This is a genomic window from Rickettsia africae ESF-5, from assembly GCF_000023005.1.
GTDB lineage: Bacteria > Pseudomonadota > Alphaproteobacteria > Rickettsiales > Rickettsiaceae > Rickettsia > Rickettsia rickettsii.
The window spans coordinates 1,205,446-1,226,880 of sequence record NC_012633.1 but is presented as its reverse complement, the minus strand read 5'-3'; the positions used below and the strand labels follow the sequence as shown (position 1 = coordinate 1,226,880).

The window sequence follows — 21,435 nt, the reverse complement described above, 5'->3', positions numbered from 1 at the left end:
AGTTTTATTTTCTGCCAAAATTTTTCATTGCTAAAATCTCATCTACACTACCTAGCGGTGCTCGTTTTTTAAGTTCAGTAAATTCACGAAATATATTATTACCAAATTTATTCTTATAATATTCGGGTTCCAGAGTTATAATATCTATTTTAAGATAATTTTTGGTTTTAGGTATTTTAATTATTTTCATAAACCGTTTTATGTCATTATATCACCAATTATTTCTGAATAATATCTATATAGCTATTTTTAAAGCTAAGATTTGTTAATGTGTCTAAATCACAAGTGATTAAAGGTTCTTGTTCGTGTTGATTTTTTAATAAATAAGGACTAGTACAAAACCAAGCGAACTTTCCTTTTATCTGGTCAGCAGTTAGTTTATTTAGTACTTCACCATTTTTCCCATACAAAACCAAGTCAGAAAAAGCACCATATCCTGCTTCGGTAAATTTTATGGGAGCTTTCTTCTCACCTAAAATTTGTTTTTTCTCATATTCTTTAATAATAATATGAGTTATATTTTTTGTTGGAACAGTAATCATATATTCTTTTTTGTTAGGATAAATAATCTCTGCACATTTAGCAATAAAATTATGAAGTTTAAGCGAAAGACTAGAATGTTTTTTAGTATTATTATAGTCATATATTGGAGCTTTAAATAAAATTTGCGTTCTGGAAGTTGCCATAGTTATGATCATTTCTACCGATGGTATATCAATACTACTTTTCTGTTCCCATGCTTTATTATAGGTAAAAACTACATATACATCTGTTAAATCTTGGTCATGATATTCTATGCTAGAGTCAAAAGCATCTAGGCCCATAAAAGCTTTTCTATATTCTTTTTCCCGGACTGGTTTATAAACTCCCCCTGTTTCTTTGAGAAATTTTGCCAAGTAGTTACATTTACTCCATTAACTTTTACCATATAAAAATGTAAATCATCTTCTACTTCATAATGATAAATTTCTGATTTCACTTCTTGTGCTTTATATAGCTTTGTAAAAAGATGTTGTAAATTAGAATATTTTTCATCTATTTTACTGAAATCAAATTCAGAGAAAATCCGCAGAGCTTGCATATATTGCATGTCTATATTATCAGGTGCTTTTGCTTCTTTGCATGCAACTTTTATAAATTTATTTAATTGTTCTTCTTGCTCATTAAAATCATTTTTTTTAAATTCTTCTAAAAATTTTTTTAATAAAAGTTCTTTCCTATAATTTGCATCATCAATATACGTACTATTATTAATATCTATGCCTGTTTTTAATCTTAGAGAAAGAATTTCATTGACGAATTCAGAAATTTTAATTTCATGTTCTGTACTAATATTAGGAAGAGCTAGCAATTTTTATAGATTGCGGTTTAAGAGATAAATTATTACCTAATTTTAAAATAGAATCTTTTACTTCTGGCCAATCTCTATAATTTGATATATCTAAGAAAATAATTTTGTCTGTGGCGGTACTTAAATCTTGCAGAAAAGTAAAAATCTTTTCTAAGCTCGCTTTTTGTTTTTAAGGTTTAAAATACCCTCTTCCATAGAATATAAGGCTTCTTCTAATTTAGCATTAGCTTTTTTCATTTTATAAATAAATATTAATTTTTAATATAATATTAAGGATTAATATTTTGTTAATTATAAACTAATTATCTCTTCCATATCCCTTGGCAACTCACAAGAAAATTCCATAATCTCATTACTAGTCGGATGAGTAAAACTTAAATACCAAGAATGCAGGGCTTGACGTTTAAAATCAATTAATTTTGCTTTTAGTTCAGGGGGAGAATGAGCAATTTTTCGGTCGTTATTGCCGTAAGTTTGGTCGCCGACTATCGAATGCTTTAAATGGCTTAGCTGTACTCTAATTTGGTGAGTTCTACCCGTACTAAGCTTGCACTCCACCATACTAATACTACCTTTATAAAATAATTCTAGAGTCTTATAATGTGTAACGGCTTCTTTGCCGCCATATTTTAATATGGTCATTTTTTGGCGATCGCTTCGGCTGCGACCTATATTATTCTTAATGACTCCTTCTAGCGGATTTATTACTCCCCACACTAACACTTTATATTTCCGTATTACCTGCCTTTGTTCTATCTGATTTGCAAGTAGCATATGTGCTTTATTATTTTTAGCAACTACCATCAAGCCCGTAGTGTCTTTATCTAAACGATGTACTATCCCGGGTCTTTCTGATGAGCCGATATCCGATAAGTTTTTTGTATGATGTAATAAAGCATTAACAAGCGTATCGTCATGATGCCCTGCTCCTGGGTGTACCGTCATACCTGCAGCTTTGTTAATTACTATCAAATCATCGTCTTCATATATTATATCAAGTGCTACATTTGCTGTTGCAATTTTTAGCTCTTCAGGTTCTTTAAAAGAAAATAATATAATATCATTCTCCTTGACCAAAACATCAGGATCAGAAATAATTACATCATTAACTAGTACTTGCGAATCTTTAATAGCTTTTTGGATTTGATTCCTTGAAACATTTTCAAGAAGCGATGATAGAGCTTTATCAAGCCTTATGCCATTTAGTTCGTGTGGTACGGAATATTTTAACATATTTTATTTTAAGATAATGAATAATACGCTTAAATGGTTAAGTGCAATCGGTGTTGAATATTATTGCCATGAACATCCACCGCAATTAAAGGTACGTAATAATACTGAACTAACTGAAAAGCCACAAGTAAAACTTATGTCTACAAAAGAAACTGCATTCAATATGAATGATAAAGTTCATGATAATATAACCCTAGCAAGATCTCTTGCCGATAAAGCTGATAATATTGAAGAACTAAAAGAATCTCTACTAAATTTTAATGGTTGTGAACTTAAGAAATTTGCTACTAATACGGTTTTCGGTGACGGTAATTTGGAAGCTAAAATTATGTTAATAGGCGAAGCCCCGGGAAGTATCGAAGATTTGAAAGGAATACCTTTTTACGGCGAAAGTGGCAATTTACTTGATAATATGCTACATGCTATCGGAATTTCACGAAAAAATAACGCTTATATTACTAATACGGTATTTTGGCGTCCTCCTGCTAATAGACAGCCGACGTTCGAAGAAGTCGATATTTGTAGACCTTTTGTCGAGAAGCATATTGCTCTTATTAACCCGCAGCTAATTATTCTAGTCGGTAGCACGGCTGCAACTAGCTTACTTGGAAAAAATTCGGGTATTACTAAAATTAGACAAGAATATTATTTTTATACCAATAAATATCTATCCGCTCCTATTCAAACTACGGCAATCTTCCACCCTGCCTATTTACTCCGCCAACCTATGCAAAAACGCACCTCTTGGTATGATTTACTCAAGATTAAGGAGTATTTAGTCAATAATAGACTTCTTGCATAACTTGTACATTAATCTAGTACTAACAGCTTCACGTACTTTTCAAAATAATTTTCTACTGGACAATTAGTCGTATATATGCGACAGTGTAATCATCTCTAGTTAAGCTTAATATGCAAAACACTAAACAAATACAATTTTTATAACAGATATTCTGCTATTAAATGCAGGTAATAAAGATACTCAAGGCAAAGATATTAAAAAAGCCTTAGAAATAATAGAAGAAGTTTATAAACGAAATTGAGGGTGTTATATGGAAAGTTTACAGATTGTTATATGGAAAATTTACAGATTATTTAAAAGAAAAATTACAACATGAGGAAATATTAGTAGGGTATATTAATGAAGCGTTAGAGCAGTATTTCGTGGATCATAATAATGAGCTATAATGGCTATTTTAAAAGAAGCCATTATAGCAAGAGGAGGTAAGCAAAAATCTCTAAAGAAGCTCATATAAATAGGCAACATATATATATAATATTATTTAGCAAAGGTAATCCAAGTGTCGACAATATAGGATCTTTATTAAACGCTTTAGGCTTGCAGTTGAAAGTAGAAGCATGTGCGTTTTTAATTTTCATTAACCTTGCAAGTTGAGCAAGATATCAAAGAAAATTTTTAAATCCTAATAAATCATAATGCATTTCTAATTTCATTAAATTAGGGTTATACTTACTGATGTATAAAAATAAGGTATATCCATATGACCGATGAAAATAATAATGATTCAGAATTTGCTGAATTAAAAATCAGAGGAAAAATATTTAAATTACCTATACTTAAAGCAAGTATCGGTGAGGATGTAATCGATATAAGTAGGGTATCTGCGGAAGCCGATTGCTTTACTTATGACCCGGGTTTTATGTCTACTGCTTCTTGTCAGTCTACTATCACCTATATAGATGGTGATAAAGGAATCTTGCGGCATCGAGGATATGATATTAAAGACTTAGCTGAGAAAAGTGATTTTTTAGAAGTGGCATATTTACTGATTTATGGGGAACTACCAAGTGGTGAGCAGTATAATAATTTCACTAAACAGGTTGCTCATCATTCATTAGTGAATGAAAGATTACACTATTTATTTCAAACCTTTTGTAGCTCTTCTCATCCTATGGCTATTATGCTTGCGGCTGTCGGTTCTCTTTCGGCATTTTATCCTGATTTATTGAATTTTAAGGAAGCAGATTACGAACTTACCGCTATTAGAATGATTGCTAAGATACCTACCATCGCTGCAATGTCTTATAAATATTCTATAGGACAACCGTTTATTTATCCTGATAATTCGTTAGATTTTACCGAAAATTTTCTGCATATGATGTTTGCAACGCCTTGTACGAAATATACAGTAAATCCAATAATAAAAAATGCTCTTAATAAGATATTTATCCTACATGCCGATCATGAGCAGAATGCTTCTACTTCAACAGTCCGAATTGCCGGCTCATCTGGAGCTAACCCTTTTGCTTGTATTAGCACGGGTATTGCCTCACTTTGGGGACCTGCTCACGGCGGGGCTAATGAAGCGGTAATAAATATGCTTAAAGAAATCGGTAGTTCTGAGTATATTCCTAAATATATAGCTAAAGCTAAGGATAAAAATGATCCATTTAGATTAATGGGTTTTGGTCATCGTGTATATAAAAACTATGACCCGCGTGCCGCAGTACTTAAAGAAACGTGCAAAGAAGTATTAAAGGAACTCGGGCAGCTAGACAACAATCCGCTCTTACAAATAGCAATAGAACTTGAAGCTATCGCTCTTAAAGATGAATATTTTATTGAGAGAAAATTATATCCAAATGTTGATTTTTATTCGGGTATTATCTATAAAGCTATGGGTATACCGTCGCAAATGTTCACGGTACTTTTTGTAATAGCAAGAACCGTAGGCTGGATGGCACAATGGAAAGAAATGCACGAAGACCCTGAACAAAAAATCAGCAGACCTAGACAGCTTTACACCGGTTATGTACATAGAGAGTATAAGGGTATTCGGGAGAGGTAAACATTTTCGTCATTGCGAGCGACTGCAAGGAGCGTAGCAATCTCAAGAGATTTGATGAGATTGCCATGTCGCTTCGCGCCTCGTAATGACGTTGAAAATATAAATCATATGCATTTTATTGATGAAGTTAAAATATATATAAAAGGTGGGAACGGCGGCAATGGTTGTGTTAGTTTCCATCGTGAGAAATTTATTGACAGAGGCGGACCGGACGGTGGTGATGGTGGACGTGGCGGTAGTGTTATTTTCAGGAGTAATCACCATCTTAATACGCTAGTAAATTATCGATATAAACAGCATTTTACCGCAGAAAACGGCGAAAACGGTAAAGATTCAAATAGAAGCGGTAAATCAGGAAAATCATTAGTTCTTGATGTTCCGATCGGTACTCAAATCTTGTCCGAGGACGGCAATATATTATTTTATGATTTCACTGTGGATGATCAAAGCTTTGAAATAATTAAAGGAGGAAGTGGTGGTCTTGGCAACAGCCATTTCAAATCGTCGGTTAATCAAGCTCCAAGAAAGCGTACGGAAGGAGAAATTGCCGAAGAAATGTGGATTCATTTAAGTTTAAAACTTCTCTCTGATGTTGGGCTTGTGGGGCTTCCAAATGCCGGTAAATCTACTTTTTTATCCGTTGTAACGGCAGCCAAGCCTAAAATTGCCGATTATCCCTTTACTACTTTAGTGCCAAATCTTGGAGTGGTATATGTTGATGACGAAGAGTTTGTCATAGCCGATATTCCTGGTTTAATTGAGGGGGCTCATCAAGGTCACGGACTTGGCGATAAATTCTTAAAGCATATAGAAAGATGTAATGTATTAATACATTTAATAGATGGCTCTAGTAATGATGTAGTTGCAGATTATAATACGGTACGTCTTGAGCTTGAATTATATTCCGATTATCTAAAAAATAAAATCGAAACCATATGTCTTAATAAATGCGATGTTCTCACAGATGAGGAAATACAGGAAAAAATAAATAAGCTGCAGAAAGTTACTAATAAAGAAATTTTTCCTATCTCTACCTGCACTAATGCTGGAGTAAATAAAATAGTTAAACTTGCTTTAGAGACTATAAAAAATCAGGAGTAATACTACTAGGTATTGCCTGCGTGGATACTGAGGATTGTCATTACGAGGATTCCTGAGATTGCCACGTTCACTAACGTTCGCTGGCAATGACAATGAATAAGCTTTAAATTAAAGTAATACGTTGCTCTTCTGCTTCTAGATATTTCTCTAGCTCTTCCTTAGTATATTTCTTTTCTTTAAGCTTTATTTCGTGATTAAATATATATTGTACAGCTTTATCTTCTAAGGCAGGACCTTTAAGTCCTTCAATTGCTCTAGGATTATTTTTATAAAAATCAAATATCATATTTTCCTGCCCAGGAAAATTACGTGCTTGTTGCATAATAACTTTTCTTAAATCATCAGGCTCTAATTGCAAATTTTTAGATTTTGCATATTCAGCAAGTAATAAGCCTATTCGCACACGGCGTAGGGCTAATTTATTATAATATGCTGTTATTTCTTTAGAGGATTTATCTTTCAATAATGATTCATCTTGTTCATTTTTATCGGTTCCGGACTTTAGAATATTTTTTTCTTGCTCTAATAAAGATTCCGGTACATCAAAATCTAACAATTTTTCTAACTTATCAAATAAGTTCATTTTCATTATAGTATTAATAGCTTCTTCCGACTCATTTTCTATTTGTTTAGTAAAATGTGTACGCAATTCTTCAAGGCTATTACTTTGGAATTTTTTAGCAAATTCGTCATCGATAACGGTAGGTTCTGCAGTATGTACTGCTTTAATTTGTACTACAAAACGAGCATCCTTACCTGCTAAATCTTTAGCATGGTAATTTTCAGGAAAAGTAACATTAACATCTACTTCACTACCTGTTTTAGAACCTATTAATTGTTTCTCAAAACCGGGAATAAGTGCATTACTACCTATTATTACCTTAAAATCATTTAATTTACCGTCCTCAAAAGCTTTCTCCTTGATGTACCCGATTGCATCAATGGTAACCTGATCTCCGTCTTTTATTTTTGCTTTACTTTCTTTAGTATAATTTTTTGTTAATGCAGCAAGTTTTTCTAGTTGTTCTTCAACATCTTTAGAGTTTACTTCTAATTTTGGACGATCTAGTGAGATTTTTTTTAAATCCGGAATAGTAATTTTAGGTAATAGCTCCATTTTTACGGTAAATTCTAAAGCTTTATCGGATTCGTTTTGTAATTCTTCAATTGTAGGTCTACCGATTATATTTAGATTATGCTCTTTAATAACGTGATTTACTGAATGGTTAATTCTTCTTTCTATTATATCATTCCTGACGGAAGTACCGTATTTTTTCTTAACAATTGAAACCGGTACTTTACCGACTCTAAAACCTGCTATTTTAACTTTTTTGGTTAAATCAAGTAATTCTTTTTGAATATCGTCATCTATCTCACTTAAAGGAGTAGAAATTCTTGCATGAAAATCCAATCCTTCGTTTTTTAATATGGTAATTCCCATTTTAATAATCCATTAATTCTGTATATAGTTTGCTAATCAAAATAAACTAAAGAGCTGCAATATGCAATAGTTTTTGTAAAATCCCATTAGGATTAGGCATTGCTAACTGTGAGTTTCGCAGAACTCACCTTTGCTGGCATATAGTCGTCTATTTTTGCAATCACTAACTATTTCGCGTTAGTACTTAACAGCAATTGAGCCATTTCCATAGCAGTAAGCTCCTGCTTCTTATAATTTTCAAGGGCTTTAATAATTTTGGATATATCAAATATCTTATCGGTATTATTAATATAACAATATTTAGCCCGATTTCCCTTTTTTATTGTATTAATGTTCGGTTCGATGTTATAGTACGTAATAACCTTAATTTGTGTCTATAAATCATTATGATAATTTTTTTCTGCTACTTTATTCTTAGTGCTAAGTAATCGTTTGCCGTTGCTTGTTTGTACTTTTCGTTTTGTTTCATCAGGATAAGTATTAAGCAATCCATGTAGGCTATTTGAGCATTACTAAATTCTTTCCCTGGATGAGCTTTAAGGAACTCAATAACTGCATTTTTACGGTCAAATTTTTTATTATAATATACCTCATTATCATTAACCGCTCTATTAGTATTATTAACATAACAATATTTAGTCAAAAGCCCTTTTTTATTATCTTAATGTTCGGTTCTATTTGTTGTATAGCGTTCAATAGCTTATTCAATTCATTTCTATAAATCATGATAATAATTTTTCTCTTTCTTACTTTGCTTTTAGCATTAAGTAATCGTTTATCATTGCTTGCTTCCTCTTTTTTCTTTGCTTCTTCAGGATAAGTATCAACTAGCTAGGTTGCTATTTTAGAAGCAGTAAACTCTTTGCCGGCATGAGTTTTAAGAGTTTAATAATTGCAGTTTTGCGGTCAAAAAAAGACATATTCGGTAATTATATTAAGTTAAAATTCATATTACTTTATTTTTTAGACATTGCTAAATTAAAGATGGATATTGTCATGAGCTAAGCGACTAGCCGTAGTCGATTTTGTAGAAGTACTTTTTTCTTTTTTGTTATTGCTCTTTTGTTCTTTATCTGAGTTAACTTTAAAAGCTCAATAATTACAGCTTTGTATTGAAATTTTGCAGAAAAAATAAATTATAACTTCTTCAAAGTAAACAAATTAATTATATAGAAATAAAAAATTAATATTATAGTGGTATAAAAATACAACTATTTTTTAAATTATATAAAGATAAGGTATTTATGGGGTAACCCTTTATTTTTTAAAAAGAATTTAAAGGGTTATATCTTACTTTTTTAGAGTATATTGCAATAAACTAGATGATTTAGGAGCAAAAGCAAGTAAATAAATTGGGTATAAGATTTGTGGCATTGTTAACCAAAGATAGATATCGTTATGAGCTAAACAACTGAAAGTGTTGTTGCGTGGAGGCCAAATCGTCATTGCTAGGCGCGAAGCGACGTGGCAATCCAAAAAAATAATTAAAAAAATTCTGATTTTACAGAATTTTTTACTGAATTGCTTCGTCGAATTACTACGTAATTCTTTTCGCAATGACGGAAAACCAATCCACGCAACAATGCCACACAGGAATGACATTAAGAGCATTTTTTATTAGACCGCTTAGTCAGTAATTTTCCTCACAATGGTGTTAAGCAATAAGATTTAAGCGTATTTCTTCGTTCAGTTCTTTAGCAGAAGATAATTCTATATCAAGTTCGGCAAATATCTGCACTAAAGCTACAGATAAATCATTGATCATTTTGTAGGTATGGGCAGGGGTTGGGATGATGCGGAGGCGTTCCGTACCTCTCGGTACGGTTGGAAAATTGATATGTTGAACGTAAATACCGTATTCATTAAGGAGCATATTTGAGGCTTTCGCCGTTTTAATCGGATCACCAATAATTATCGGTACTATATGACTTTCATTTTTCAAATAAGGTATATTAAAACGTTCAAAAGAATTTTTAAGTTTTGTAACTACTTCTTGATGTTTTATTCGTTCTTCATTCGATTCTTTAAGATGTCTAATACTATGCGTTGCAGCGGTAGAAATTACCGGCGGCAATGAAGTAGTGAAAATAAACCCTGGAGCGGTTAGTCTTATAGCATCGACTAAATTATGGTTGCTAGTGATATAACCGCCGATAGTACCATATGCTTTGGCAAGTGTCCCTTGAATAATATCGATTTGATCACTACAATTAAGAAGCTCGGCAATACCGCCACCCTGTTTACCGTATAAACCGACCGTATGAACTTCATCGATAAAGGTTAAAGCATTATATTTTTTGGCTAAGTTGATTATATCTTTGATAGGTGAGAAAAAACCGTCCATAGAGTAAGCCGATTCAAAAACAACAATTTTCGGTCTATTAATATCGACTGATTGTAAAAGCTCTTCTAGATGCTTAACGTCTAAATGTCTATATATATATTTCTCGGCTCTTGAACTTGTAATCCCTGCAATTATTGATGCATGATTTAGCTCATCGGAGAAAAATACTATATCCGGCATGATTTTAGCAAGACTTGCAAGCGTTGTATCATTTGCAACAAAACCGGATGTAAAAACTAAAGCTGCTTGCTTTTTGTGTAAATTTGCAAGTTCTTTTTCAAGCTCAAGAATGGCAATATTATTACCGCCGATATTGCGAGTTCCACCTGATCCAACACCGTATTTTAGCAAGGAATCTATAGAAGCGTGCATTACTTTTGCATGTTTACTCATACCCAAATAGTCATTAATGCACCACATAACTATTTGTTTATTAGCGTGTTCTGCAAAAGGAAAATTATCGGCTTGTCTTTTTAAGGCCTTAAATTCTCGATATCTTCCTTCGCTTTTGATCTTATCTATATGTTTGCTAAATATAATATCGTAATAAGACATTTTCTCGATGTTATTCCCGCGTAGGCGGGAATCCATTTTATTAATTATAAAATTCTATAATCAGATATTTTGAATGTTCTTTCTAGATTCCCGCCTACGCGGGAATGACATCGAACAGAACAATACTTCCAAACTGACGTTTGCAACTATTCTACATTAAAATTAAAAAAGTTTAAAGTTATAATATGGCTTTTTGTACAATATCGTTTAATCTCTTTGAAAATGCACCTGTATCAGCAACCGGTTCACCCTCTAAAATACAGGCTTGATCAAATATTAGATTAACCAATTCTTCATTATTTTTATTATTTGCTTTTAAGTCGTTAAAGATTTTCTCTATGATTTTATTTTTAGGGTTTAACTCTAGATTTTTAGCTGAGGCATTAGCTATTTGTTTCTGTTCAATCAAAAATCTCTCCATACGAATATCCATAGCAGCGTCGCTAACGGCAAGACAAGCAGGACTTGAAGTAAGTTTTTTAGAGATCTTAACTTCTTTTACCAACTCCCCTAGTGTCTCTTTAAAATAATCTGTTAGCAATTTATATTCATCATCGGATTTTTTACTATCTGTATTTTTCTCCTCAGATTGTGAAGTAGTTTGCTCTACATCGATATCGCTTCTTGTCGCTGATTTAATAGCATGTTCTTTATATTTGCTATTAACATTTACCCAAAAATCATCCACTGTATCGGTAAAAAGTAATACATCGATTTTTTTACTTAACAACCCTTCGATTTGTGGGCTTGAAAGTAATTTATCGGGGTTATCACCGCTTAAATAATATATAGTACTCTGCCCTTCTTTAAAATTCGCTATATATTCGTCAAGGCTGATCATTTTATTATGCAAGGCACTTCTGAATATGCATACCTCTAATAATTTTTCATGGTTGGTAGTAGCCTCACATAAACCCTCTTTTAAAGCACCGCCGAAATTAGTCCAAAACTTATTATATTCTTCAGGTGATTCCTCTTTCTTTTTTCTAAGCTCGCCGAGCACTCTTTTTGTAATAGCATTTTTGATTTTCTCAAGTACGCTATTATGCTGCAGTGATTCACGGCTAATATTTAGTGGTAAATCTTCTGAATCAACCACGCCTCGTAAAAATCTTAAATATGACGGGATTAAATCTATATTCTCATCAGATATAAATACTCTTTTTATATATAATTTTACTCGCCTTTTGCGATCAGGGTGGAATAAATCAAATGTTTTGCTTGATGGAATGAAAAGTAGGTTAGTAAATTCTATAGCTCCCTCGTTTTTATTATGCATAGTTATCCAAGGGTCATCAATGGCATAAGATAGACTTTTGTAGAATTCTTTATATTGTTCTTCCGTAATTTCCGATTTCGGTCTTGTCCATAATGCAGAAGCTGAATTAAGCTGGATTTCATTATTACCAGCTTCATCAAAGAAATATATTGGTACTGCTATGTGATCGGAATAGCTTTTAACGATGTGTTTTAATCTAAAATGATCAAGGAATGTATCTTCTTCCGTTTTTATATGTAAAACGATTTCCGTGCCTCTTGTGAACTCTTTATCTGAATCTGAGACAGTATATTCACCAAGTCCGTCTGATTCCCAAATATGGACTTTATCTTCCCCAGCTTTTCTTGAGGTTACAGTCACTTTATCGGCTACCATAAAGCTTGAATAAAATCCAACACCAAATTGACCGATTAGCATATTGTTTTTTTTAGAATCACCGGATAGGCTTTTAAGAAAATTTGCCGTACCCGATCTTGCAATAGTACCGAGATTTTCAATTAAATCGTCTTTATGCATGCCGATGCCATTATCACGGATAATGATTTGTCTGTTATCTTTATCGACTTTAACTGTAATTTTAAAATTGCTATCGCCAGCTACTAATTCACTATTACTTTGAGATAAATAACGTAATTTATCACAAGCATCCGAAGCATTGGAAATTAACTCCCTCATAAAAATCTCTTTATTACTATAAAGAGAGTGAATCATTAAATTTAAAATCTTGCCAACCTCGGCATCAAATTTCTTTTTTTCTTGTATCATAATTATTCCAGTTAATAAATTATTTTTTCGTCATATGACTGCTTATGTCATTCCTGCGGAAGCAGGAATCTAGAAAATAATAAATATAAACTGGATTCCCGCCTATGCGGGAATGACATTGGAAGTCTAGCAACAACTGCACCTTATTTAATATAGGAATTAATAATCAAATTTAAATAGTCTTCATTAATATTTTTTATCAATATCGTTTTTAAGCTATGAGTATGACCTTTAATAATTTCGATATTACTACGTGATAATTTCCATTCTTTTGCTAAATAATTTATGATTTCTTCATTCGCTTTACCTTGTTCCGGTATTGCTTTTATAGATAATTTTAGATATGGGATATTATTAATAATTACAAAATTGCTAATTAGATTTTGTTTAGAATTAGGCTTTACTTTAAAACTAAGTAAAGCCTGATGTGAAGAAGAATTGTAATTGTAGAATTTATCCATGAATATTTTTTATCATATTTGCTTATTATTTTTAATAAAAAAATAATCCTTGAAAAACTTTGCTTAAACTGATATTATGTTTACCATAAATGTTTAGCACCCTTAGCTCAGCTGGATAGAGCAACAGATTTCTAATCTGTGGGTCAGAGGTTCGAATCCTTTAGGGTGCGCCATTCTGCATTTCTCGGTATTTCTACAAACGTATCAAACCGCAGATGCAGCATAAAATCAAGCTTTTGACCGTTGAACTGAATATTAATTGTCTTTCACCAAGTCTCTAAACTAAGCAGCTTTTCTCTTTCTGCTAAATAGTAAATTTATCACCTTATAAAACGAAATATTAAAAATATTTCTCAAGTTTATTAATTAAAGCTTTAATTTCTTTTGTGTTAACTAATATTTAATAATCATGATATCACAAGTATCGCTCCATATTTAGACATAAATATGAAAATTTGCTTAAAGGAGCTAATAATGGATTAAAAGAAGAAATGATTATTAATACCCTCACAGAACTATCATCAGACCATTCTGGTGTAATGCTTAATTTAAAACCGAGTAATAACGAAAAAGAGTTTAAAGAAAAATTAGAAAAGATTATTAATACTTATGAAAAATGGAAGGAAAATCCTGAAAACAAAAAAGCAATTTCTCAATAACTCAAAAAAGAATTAGAGAATCTAGATATATGGTGCAAAGAAACAGCTAAAAAAGATAATTCGCATGTTTTTAAAAATATTGGACAAGTTATAAAACATAGTTTTAAAGCTTTGGCTAACATAGGAAATAAAGAAGCTTTCAAAAAAGAACAGAAAGAAGTAGGTATTTTATATGGATGCTATAACACATGCTAATAAAAATACTAAACAAACACTAGAACGCATAAGGGCTACTATTAACAAACATAAATCTCCCCTTCCTCATTTTCTTTATTACTACTCCCAAGAATATATCGCAAAAAAGCAAGCGAGGATCTGTAGAAAGATAAATAATAATTGCTCGAAGCTGGTAAATGTATCGATAATCGTCCACTAGGGTGTGCCATTAACCGAAAATCAACAAGCCGTCTTAATCTCGTTTATTTTCAACTGTGGGGCTGGGGCATTTCAAGCATCAACATTGCAACAAAAGCTAAACCGAGGTGAATATGCAAACGCTGCTAACGAGTTACTGCGATGGATGTGTGCTAAAGGCGGTCTTAAGCTGCAAGGCTTAGTGAAACGTCGGCAATATTATAGATTATAATTATTAAAACTTTTGATTATTTCCTGTAATTCTCAATAATACGCTTAAACTAAGAGATATTACAGGAAACCTGCTATAAATATTTATCAATTAAGCAGACATCACCGGAGAAGGAGCAAAAGATTTTGTCGGATAATTTCCACTTTCTTTCTCCAATTTTTCAAAATGCAATATACCAAATCCAATACTTGTTGGAATCATCATAATTAATACTTCCCAGTTTCTAAAGGTTTTTATTAAATGAGGAAAGCAAAAAGAGCTAATAACATACATACAAGCAGCTGATACAGCATATGTAAATGTTACGGAGGTAAAGCGTTTAAAGATTGGAAAATGTCTAAAACAATTTGGTACAGCCGGCATAACATTAAGGGCAAAAGCCATGATAAGTGCTTGAATATAAATTAATAATATTTCCTAATGCCTAATTACAAATCAGAGGAATATCTAATATATTAGACCAAACTTTATCCCAACCTTTTGCATGAGAAATATTAGGAAAAATTTGCTTTTTTACACACGGTGAGTTACTTGTTTTTACGTAAAGTGCTGCTATGAAAGGCGGGACTCTTTTGTCATCCATGCCGGAGAGATGTAATTGAGGGATATTATTAATCTGTTTTGCATAATTTATCGGGTTTAAGGATTTAACTAAGTAACCACGATAATTATGATATTTATCAAACTTTTTAGTATCTAAATTACCGGCAATCGTTATAATATCTTTAACATTACTATTTTGAGCGGCAATTAATATTGTAAGCCCGCCGCCACCGGAGAAGCCGACTAAGCTAAATTTTTGTCCGTTATTGATAATATTTATGACATTGTTAATTGAATCTACGACTTCCTGCCCCATTCTTTTATCTAACCAATAATCGCTAATGCATTTTGAGTTCATTTCTAAAGGAGTATATTGGCAAGGTCTTGCTATATAAACAATATTCGGTCTTTTATCCATTGTAGCAAGCTTTAAGAGCATCGGATTAACGGGAGTAGGGTTGTCGGAATTAGCAGATCCATCCGCAAGATGTCCATCTCCCTCAATATAGAATACAAAAGGTAGGTTACGGTCGGTAATACGCTGATAAGTCGTAAGAGTAAAATCACCACCGTTTACTAGCCCCATCTGAAAGTTATTTTGAGTTGCTATATCTTGCGAATGCTTTACCCTTCTAGCTACATCATGAGTAGTAGAACACCCTGAAAGAAATATTGGTATTAAAAATATTATTGCCCAAATAAAATTTTTCATAACAATTTTGATTAAAACGGTATTTCGTCGTCTAAGTCGCTATGGTCAAAGGAATGATTTTTAGTTTCAGGATGTTTATATTCGCTATGCCCTGAATCTTGATTATGATTATTAGAGTTTTTACTATCTAATAATATTAATTGTGAATTAAAGTTTTGTAACACAACTTCCGTGGTATATTTTTCTTGACCTGAATTATCATTCCACTTACGGGTTTGCAATGAACCTTCAATATATAATTTGCTACCTTTTGTGACATAGCGTTCTACAACAGATACTAACCCTTCACTAAATATCACTACTCTATGCCATTCAGTTCGTTCTTTTCGTTCGCTGGTAATGCGATCTTTCCAAGTTTCGGTTGTTGCTAAGGAAAGATTAATGATTTTTTTTCCTTCGCCCGTAGTTCTCATTTCCGGATCACGCCCTACATTACCTATTAATATTACTTTATTTAAACTACCTGCCATAGATTACTACCTACTTTAAAATATTACTATTGCAATAATAAAATAAAAGAGCCTATAATACTACAGGTTTTTTAAAAAATATCTCAAAAATTTTGTAGTGAAGTGATTATGAACCAAGAATATATTAAGGTACGCGGTGCTAAAGAGCATAATCTAAAAAATATAAATGTTAATATTCCAAGGAATAAATTTGTTGTTATCACCGGTCTTAGCGGTTCAGGCAAGTCTTCTTTAGCGTTTGATACTATTTATGCAGAAGGTCAAAGGCGATATGTTGAAAGTTTATCTTCATATGCAAGGCAATTCTTACATTTACAAAATAAACCTAATGTAGAATCTATTTCCGGATTATCGCCTGCTATTGCAATTGACCAAAAAACTACTTCCAAAAATCCACGTTCTACGGTTGGAACTATAACGGAAATTTACGATTATCTTAGGTTATTATATGCAAGGGTGGGTATTCCTTACTCTCCGGCAACCGGTCTTCCGATACATAGCCAAACAGTTTCCGAGATGGTAGATATAATTAATGAACTACCTAAGGGTACGAAAATATATTTACTCGCTCCTATTGTTAGAGGACATAAGGGTGAGTTCAAGCGTGAAATTATGAATTTAAAAAAGCAAGGCTTTCAGAAATTAATAGTTAACGGGGAAGTTTGCGAAATTGATGATTTACCGCAACTTGATAAAAATAAGAAGCATAATATAGAAGTGATAGTTGATAGAATAGTTCTAGACGAAAGTTTAGGTAATAGACTTGCAGATAGCTTAGAGAGTTCGTTAAATCTTGCCGAGGGTATTACTTATTTGGAAATTGTAGAATTACCGCCGGCAGTTAAGAGCGAGTTTGAAAAAAATCAGCGTATTACTTTTTCCGAGCAATATTCTTGTCCGGTATCGGGTTTTCAGTTTACTGAAATAGAGCCTCGAATCTTTTCTTTTAATAGCCCTTTTGGAGCATGTCCTAAATGTGAAGGGATAGGTAAGGAGTTTTTCTTTGATAGAGATTTAATAGTTCCGGATCAAAGAATTGCTATTAAAGACGGTGCAATAGTGCCTTGGGGTAGTACAGCTTCTAAATTTATCCTAGAGACATTAAAGGCTCTTGCCGATCATTATAAATTTTCTATTGAAGTACCTTTTGTAAGTTTATCACAAAATGTTAAGGATATTTTATTTGAAGGTTCAGGAGAAGAGGCAATAAAGTTTGAATTTCACGATGGTTCTAAAACGCAAATAATAAAACAACCTTTTGCCGGTATAATACCAAGTTTGCAAGAAAAGGACCGTACTATAGAATCGGTTTTAATAAAAGAAGAACTAGCTAAATTTAAGTCAGAGCATAAATGTACTGCTTGTTCAGGGTTTAGATTAAAAGACGAAGCATTATGCGTTAAAATAGCAAATTTGCATATAGGCGAAGTAGCAGGTATGAGTATTGCAGCCTTGCAAAAATGGTTTAGTCACTTAGAAGAAAAATTAAATAAAAAGCAATTATTTATTGCTGAGCGTATACTCAAAGGAATTACCGAGAGATTAAAATTTCTTATGAATGTCGGGCTTGATTATCTAACGTTATCACGAGAAGCAGGTACTTTATCGGGGGGGGAAAGTCAGCGTATTCGTCTTGCATCTCAAATAGGTTCAGGACTGAGCGGTGTTTTATATGTACTTGATGAGCCGTCTATTGGTCTTCATCAACGAGATAATACAAGATTAATTGAGACACTAAAAAGGCTTAGAGATTTGGGTAATACCGTTTTGGTAGTCGAGCATGATGAAGAAACAATATATGAAGCAGACCATATTATTGATATAGGACCGGGAGCCGGTATTCACGGCGGTCGTGTTATTGCGGAAGGCAATGCTGAAGAAATAAAGAATTTTGAAGAAAGTATCACAGGTAGGTATCTAAGTGGTCGTCAAACAATCAAAGTGCCGTCTGAAACAAGAGTAGGGCATGATAATAGGGCAATTGAATTACTTGGGGCGGTTTCCAACAATTTAGATAATGTTGATATCAAAATTCCGCTTGGTACTTTTACCGCTATAACGGGAGTATCGGGAAGTGGTAAATCAAGCTTGATGATTCATACTCTGTATAAAGCGGCTCTAAAGCATTTAGAGCCAACTAGCAAAGTATTTCCTGGCAAATATAGAGAGTTAAAAGGACTTGAATATATTGATAAAATTATCGATATTAATCAATCTCCGATAGGTAGAACTCCTCGTTCAAACCCTGCGACTTATACAGGTGCCTTTACCCATATTAGGGATTGGTTTGTGGAGTTACCTGAATCAAAAGCTAGAGGGTATAAAGTAGGCAGATTTTCGTTTAACGTTAAAGGTGGTAGATGTGAAGCATGCCAAGGTGATGGGCTAATAAAAATAGAGATGCATTTCCTACCTGACGTATATGTAAAGTGTGATATTTGTAACGGTCACAGATATAATAGAGAAACGCTTGAAATAAAATATAAAGGTAAATCTATTGCCGATATTTTGATGATGACTGTAGAAGATGCGATGCAGTTTTTTGAAAAAATACCGTTAATCTATGAAAAATTAATTACCTTAAATGAAGTGGGTCTAGGCTATATTAAAATCGGTCAGTCTGCTACTACTCTTTCAGGTGGTGAAGCACAACGCGTTAAGCTTGCTAAAGAATTATCAAGACGTTCAACCGGTAAAACGCTTTATATACTTGATGAACCGACTACGGGATTACATATCGACGATATTAATAAATTGTTAAAAGTGTTACATAAACTTGTTGATATGGGCAATACCGTTTTAGTTATCGAGCATAATTTAGATGTTATAAAAACTGCAGATTATATTATTGACGTCGGTCCTGAAGGTGGCGACAAAGGTGGTAAGATAGTTGTATGTGGCACCCCTGCCGACATCGCTGCCTGTGAGGAAAGCCATACCGGTAGATATTTAAAGCAATATTTGGTGTGATCTAATATAAATAGCAAGTTACTCCATATAATTTGCTATTTGATGTATTTCTAAATTATCCTTAACACTCATCTCTTGATTTCGTTAAGAAAAATTAATCTAATCCTTGCTATTTTCTAAAAATTATCATGTTTTGTGGTTTTCTGTAGAATAATTATAAAAGAAGAAATTAATGAAAGTTACATTTAATAGTATTGAAAAAATTTATAATTTATTAACTACCGAAGAATGGATAGATAAATAAGATCCAAAGCAACGCTTGGAACAATTAAACAAAAAACTAGCGAAAGCTAGTGATCCAAAAGAAAAAATTAATTTAGAAAAGGCCATAACAACCTTAGAAGAAAATGCTAAAAGTAATCCCATGACTTTAAAAAAAGCTGGAATAAACCAAGACGATGCTGAAATATATTATATAAAGAGGGCTTTAATAAAAAGTCTAGTGATACATTAAAAGAATTATTAGAAAATAATTTTGATCAATTAAATACTAATGATGTTTTTGAAAAAATACATAAGCAATATTTAAGTACAAATACACACCTTAAAAAAATCTTATTAGTAAAGACTATGTAAGGAATATTGCCATATTGTCGAAAATCGCTGACTTATATACGGAGAATGGCGGTTTAAATTCTTTAGAAATGGCTAAAAAAGTATCTACTTACTTTGGAAATTTAGAAGATATAAAAAGTTACTTAAAAACTGTTAATTATGATACAAAAGAAACAATAGAATTGAGTTTTCAATTTAATTTACCACAAACATTGTCTTCCAAAACATTAGAATTTTTTCAAATTTTAAATAAATCTGGAAGGGACTCATTATATATTTTCAGTAATGCACACTTACTGGAAAAAACTGAAAAATTTCAAAAAATTCTTAAAGAAAATAAATTAAATGATTTTCAGCAGATAACTAAAAATGATTTAAAGAATTAGCAAATCAAGTAACTGAAATAGTAAATTAAAGAATCTTATAAGTACAACGAAGAAGAATTATCAGAAGAAAATAAATTACATGCAAAAAATTTAGCTAATTTTTCTTTAAAAGGAAAACTAGATAATAATAGTTTTCAAAAAGCATTGAACTTTATAAAAGAATATTATATGCCTGATATTAATTTTGATATAGAGGTAACAGGCAAAAAGTATAATTTTCCTAAATTACCTGCCGATGATATGAAAGGTTTTATGCTTGGTAAATTTAGTAATTCTTGCCAATCTATAGGACATGATTCCGAAAGATTATTTTAGAAGGTATGAGTAAAGCAAATGCCGGTTTTTATATAATTACGGATGATGAAGGAAATATAAGAGCTCAGTCATATGCTTGGCTTGCTGGAGAGGGAAAAAAGAATGAAAAAGCCACTTCTATGTATGGTACTAGATTCGTTTGAGCATTTAGGGAAAGAAGATAAATTATTATTTGTACCTATAATAAATAAATTGAGAGAAGCATTACAAAAACAAGCATTAAATTTATATGTAGGATGTGGCGGACAAACTCCTAAACTTGATATAAACACTATACTTCATCCAAAACCAATGGAGCAAGATTTATATATGGCGATGCAACAAATGTTTATCCTATTACAAGAGAAGTACCAACAATAGAATTAAACTTAGGAAAAAATGCTAATAACCAGGTTAATCAATATTCTACTATTGAAGAGCTAAAAACTGATAGTAAATTACTACAATACTACAACAAATTATAATAAGTAAGCAAATTAACCGAGATTTAACAGAAGAGGAAATATCGTTGCTTAACATAGGTTTTACTTTTGCACAAATTTCGAATATAGAAAACAATAAACAAGAATTCTTTGTTGAAAATGACTATAATATAAAAAGTTTGACTGACGCCGGTGTTAGTGTGAAAGAATTACTTGCAATGGAACCAAGTCAGCAGAAACTCTTTATTGAAAATAGTTATAAGGTAAAAAGCTTATCTAAGGCCAGGCTCATTACGAAAGAATTGTTTAATGTGATAACAGGCCAACAAGAATCAGGTAATACAAATGAAAATGATTTAACTCAGTTCGATAATACGGATCACAATGCATTAAAAGTAGAATTGATAGGTGATGCTACAGAACAAGCTTAGGTGAGCGTGGAATACAATTCAAGTATAATAGAATTCTTGCATAACA

General features: G+C 32.2%; 21 protein-coding genes, 1 tRNA gene and 2 pseudogenes. 12 read left to right on the top strand and 12 right to left on the bottom strand.

Annotation, left to right across the window (positions count from 1 at the left end; genetic code table 11):
- Nucleotides 1–4: 4 nt before the first annotated feature.
- From RAF_RS06695 to RAF_RS06675, 4 genes are all read right to left on the bottom strand, one after another.
- Complete coding sequence (locus RAF_RS06695) at nt 5–190, bottom strand: hypothetical protein (protein WP_041471979.1); 186 nt, start codon at nt 188–190, stop codon at nt 5–7.
- 28 nt (nt 191–218) lie between these two features.
- Entirely contained in the window at nt 219–896 is a 678-nt protein-coding gene (locus RAF_RS06690; RefSeq protein ID WP_234943907.1) for a hypothetical protein, read from the bottom strand.
- A complete protein-coding gene (locus RAF_RS10205) occupies nt 815–1,351 on the bottom strand; it encodes a hypothetical protein (protein WP_234943906.1) in 537 nt (178 codons plus the stop codon). Before RAF_RS10205 ends, RAF_RS06690 begins: the two co-directional genes overlap by 82 nt.
- A 291-nt stretch (nt 1,352–1,642) precedes the next feature.
- The gene (locus RAF_RS06675; protein WP_012720091.1) at nt 1,643–2,584 is read right to left on the bottom strand and encodes an RluA family pseudouridine synthase; all 942 of its coding nucleotides are present in this window, start codon (nt 2,582–2,584) and stop codon (nt 1,643–1,645) included.
- Between the two features lie 16 nt (nt 2,585–2,600).
- Between RAF_RS06675 and RAF_RS06670 the strand changes: the two genes are divergently transcribed.
- From RAF_RS06670 to obgE, 3 genes are all read left to right on the top strand, one after another.
- Nucleotides 2,601–3,386: a uracil-DNA glycosylase family protein gene (locus tag RAF_RS06670; protein ID WP_041471978.1), complete on the top strand. Its 786-nt coding sequence runs from the start codon at nt 2,601–2,603 to the stop codon at nt 3,384–3,386.
- A gap of 700 nt (nt 3,387–4,086) precedes the next feature.
- On the top strand, nt 4,087–5,394 hold the full coding sequence (locus RAF_RS06660) for a citrate synthase (RefSeq protein ID WP_012720089.1): 1,308 nt from the start codon (nt 4,087–4,089) through the stop codon (nt 5,392–5,394).
- 108 nt (nt 5,395–5,502) lie between these two features.
- The gene (gene obgE, locus RAF_RS06655; protein WP_041472053.1) at nt 5,503–6,495 is read left to right on the top strand and encodes a GTPase ObgE; all 993 of its coding nucleotides are present in this window, start codon (nt 5,503–5,505) and stop codon (nt 6,493–6,495) included.
- A 103-nt stretch (nt 6,496–6,598) separates the two neighbouring features.
- Here obgE and tig read toward each other — a convergent pair whose 3' ends face one another.
- The 5 genes and pseudogenes from tig to RAF_RS06630 form a co-directional block, all read right to left on the bottom strand.
- The gene (tig, locus tag RAF_RS06650; protein WP_012720087.1) at nt 6,599–7,936 is read right to left on the bottom strand and encodes a trigger factor; all 1,338 of its coding nucleotides are present in this window, start codon (nt 7,934–7,936) and stop codon (nt 6,599–6,601) included.
- 403 nt (nt 7,937–8,339) lie between these two features.
- Nucleotides 8,340–8,662, bottom strand: a pseudogene (locus RAF_RS06645) (hypothetical protein).
- A 928-nt stretch (nt 8,663–9,590) separates the two neighbouring features.
- Nucleotides 9,591–10,835 carry a 5-aminolevulinate synthase gene (gene hemA / locus RAF_RS06640; protein ID WP_012720086.1) on the bottom strand — a complete coding sequence of 415 codons (1,245 nt, stop codon included), beginning with the start codon at nt 10,833–10,835 and terminating at the stop codon, nt 9,591–9,593.
- A 178-nt stretch (nt 10,836–11,013) separates the two neighbouring features.
- Complete coding sequence (htpG, locus tag RAF_RS06635; RefSeq protein ID WP_012720085.1) at nt 11,014–12,879, bottom strand: molecular chaperone HtpG; 1,866 nt, start codon at nt 12,877–12,879, stop codon at nt 11,014–11,016.
- Between the two features lie 143 nt (nt 12,880–13,022).
- Complete coding sequence (locus RAF_RS06630; protein ID WP_004997180.1) at nt 13,023–13,340, bottom strand: DUF167 domain-containing protein; 318 nt, start codon at nt 13,338–13,340, stop codon at nt 13,023–13,025.
- 96 nt (nt 13,341–13,436) lie between these two features.
- Between RAF_RS06630 and RAF_RS06625 the strand changes: the two genes are divergently transcribed.
- The 3 genes from RAF_RS06625 (at nt 13,437) to RAF_RS06615 (ending at nt 14,585) form a co-directional block, all read left to right on the top strand.
- Nucleotides 13,437–13,513: transfer RNA gene (locus RAF_RS06625), tRNA-Arg, on the top strand.
- Between the two features lie 282 nt (nt 13,514–13,795).
- Complete coding sequence (locus tag RAF_RS06620; RefSeq protein WP_041471977.1) at nt 13,796–13,999, top strand: hypothetical protein; 204 nt, start codon at nt 13,796–13,798, stop codon at nt 13,997–13,999.
- A 379-nt stretch (nt 14,000–14,378) separates the two neighbouring features.
- Nucleotides 14,379–14,585 (top strand): lysozyme, encoded by a 207-nt coding sequence (locus tag RAF_RS06615; RefSeq protein WP_012720084.1) that lies wholly within the window; start codon nt 14,379–14,381, stop codon nt 14,583–14,585.
- A 90-nt stretch (nt 14,586–14,675) separates the two neighbouring features.
- Here the strand turns inward: RAF_RS06615 and RAF_RS06610 are convergent, their stop codons facing one another.
- The 3 genes from RAF_RS06610 to RAF_RS06600 are packed head-to-tail and all read right to left on the bottom strand — an operon-like array spanning nt 14,676 to nt 16,310.
- On the bottom strand, nt 14,676–14,969 hold the full coding sequence (locus RAF_RS06610) for a hypothetical protein (protein ID WP_012720083.1): 294 nt from the start codon (nt 14,967–14,969) through the stop codon (nt 14,676–14,678).
- Nucleotides 14,970–15,009: 40 nt separating this feature from the next.
- Nucleotides 15,010–15,840 carry an alpha/beta hydrolase family protein gene (locus RAF_RS06605; RefSeq protein WP_012720082.1) on the bottom strand — a complete coding sequence of 277 codons (831 nt, stop codon included), beginning with the start codon at nt 15,838–15,840 and terminating at the stop codon, nt 15,010–15,012.
- Between the two features lie 11 nt (nt 15,841–15,851).
- The gene (locus RAF_RS06600; protein ID WP_010977855.1) at nt 15,852–16,310 is read right to left on the bottom strand and encodes a single-stranded DNA-binding protein; all 459 of its coding nucleotides are present in this window, start codon (nt 16,308–16,310) and stop codon (nt 15,852–15,854) included.
- Between the two features lie 108 nt (nt 16,311–16,418).
- Between RAF_RS06600 and uvrA the strand changes: the two genes are divergently transcribed.
- From uvrA to RAF_RS06570, 6 genes and pseudogenes are all read left to right on the top strand, one after another.
- Nucleotides 16,419–19,280, top strand: coding sequence for an excinuclease ABC subunit UvrA (uvrA, locus tag RAF_RS06595; RefSeq protein ID WP_041471976.1), 2,862 nt, complete (start codon nt 16,419–16,421; stop codon nt 19,278–19,280).
- Nucleotides 19,281–19,539: 259 nt separating this feature from the next.
- Nucleotides 19,540–19,734 (top strand): hypothetical protein, encoded by a 195-nt coding sequence (locus RAF_RS06590; protein WP_004997188.1) that lies wholly within the window; start codon nt 19,540–19,542, stop codon nt 19,732–19,734.
- Nucleotides 19,735–19,870: 136 nt separating this feature from the next.
- Entirely contained in the window at nt 19,871–20,221 is a 351-nt protein-coding gene (locus RAF_RS06585) for a hypothetical protein (protein WP_014273847.1), read from the top strand.
- A 168-nt stretch (nt 20,222–20,389) separates the two neighbouring features.
- Nucleotides 20,390–20,679, top strand: a pseudogene (locus RAF_RS06580) (hypothetical protein).
- On the top strand, nt 20,639–20,896 hold the full coding sequence (locus tag RAF_RS06575) for a hypothetical protein (protein WP_234943904.1): 258 nt from the start codon (nt 20,639–20,641) through the stop codon (nt 20,894–20,896). The pseudogene RAF_RS06580 and the gene RAF_RS06575 overlap by 41 nt, the downstream one beginning before the upstream one ends.
- Nucleotides 20,897–21,044: 148 nt before the next feature.
- Entirely contained in the window at nt 21,045–21,389 is a 345-nt protein-coding gene (locus RAF_RS06570) for a hypothetical protein (RefSeq protein WP_041471975.1), read from the top strand.
- Nucleotides 21,390–21,435 lie beyond the last annotated feature (46 nt).